1 protein-coding gene is annotated in these 1,276 nt (G+C 66.1%); it reads left to right on the forward strand.

Annotation, left to right across the window (positions count from 1 at the left end; all coding sequences use genetic code 11):
• Window positions 1–152 precede the first annotated feature (152 nt).
• Window positions 153–1,157 carry a hypothetical protein gene (locus tag VFZ66_12735; protein HEX6290055.1) on the forward strand — a complete coding sequence of 335 codons (1,005 nt, stop codon included), beginning with the start codon at window positions 153–155 and terminating at the stop codon, window positions 1,155–1,157.
• Window positions 1,158–1,276: the final 119 nt, after the last annotated feature.

Below are 1,276 nucleotides of genomic sequence, written 5' to 3' on the forward strand. Positions count from 1 at the left end.
CACGCTCGGTGTGCTTTCTGCGGCCCCACGGGCTGGCGGCGTGCCCTATGCGCCGGCCATGGCGACGCCGCTCATGGAGCCTGGTCAGGGTGGCTCCGAGGCCTTGCCGCAGCGCGTCCGCCGGGACGGTTTCTGCCGCTGGTATCGAGACGATGGTATCTGCCTGCAGTTGGTCGCGTCGTCTGCTTTTTGCGACCGCCAACCGGATCACCCTCTTTGCACGGAAGCTGATGCCGACCGCTTCTGCGAAAAGCGCCTCGATCATCCTCTTTGCGACCGCGACCGTTTCTGCAGGAACCGCCCGGATCATCCTCTCTGCGATGACGAGCAGCCGCCTAGCCCGAGTTGACGCGCAGCAAAACGCCGCCTGCGGCGCTCTGCTGCTCGGGAAACCGCTCAGGCTCGATCGGAAATCGCGTCGACCTGCGCCTCACCAGCGTCGCTGGCCCGCTGCTCTGGCGCTCCTGCTGGGAGGGTTGATCCTGTGGCTCGCCGTGCCGCGGGTGCTGGCATCGGCCTGGCTGGCAGCGCGCGATCCCGTCATTGAGCAGCTGGATGCAGGGAAGGCCGTCTCGGACGCTGAGCTCCTGGGGCTGATCGCGTCACGCGAACTCGCCCTGGGCTGGGTCGAGGACCGAGAGATTCACGACCAGCACGGGAGGGCACTGGCAGAACTGGCCTTTCGGGCGGACCTTCAGAGCGCCGCCGAGACGGCCATGCTCGAGCGCGCGGTCGGCGCAACCCGCGCGGGTCTGGCGGTCGCGCCTGCGGATCCAAAGGATTGGATGCAGCTCGCGTACCTGCTCGTGCTCCTCGAGGGCGACACCAATCCCAAGGCCGCTAAGGCGTTGCTGGCATCGATCCGCACCGGAGCTTTTCAAGCGCCGGATTTCCTCCGGCGCCGCCTGTTCTGGTCACTGGCTCACTGGACATTCTACAATACAGAGGAACGGCGACAGATCGGTGACCACATTCGGCTGGTCTGGCGCGTCGCGCCTGGCGGGCTCGCCGATCTGGCGCTTGACGTCCCGGCGTTCTTCACTCCTATCGCTTCCTCCCTGGAGAAGGCTCCGGCGGCGCGGGAGCAATTCATCGCGGCCCTTGCCTTTGCAACACCTCTCTCCACCGTCAGGTCAGGACCCGCAACACCTCAGTGACCCCCGGCATTTCACGCCTGCGCTGCCCATTCCGCCTTGCCACGTGACGCGAGTTTGCTGCGTATCTCTCGCACAGAGGCTGAAGGCGTCTGTGACGAGTAACTGCACTCGCTCAGCGC

The sequence above is a fragment of the Herpetosiphonaceae bacterium genome (assembly GCA_036374795.1).
Classification (GTDB): Bacteria; Chloroflexota; Chloroflexia; order Chloroflexales; family Kallotenuaceae; genus LB3-1.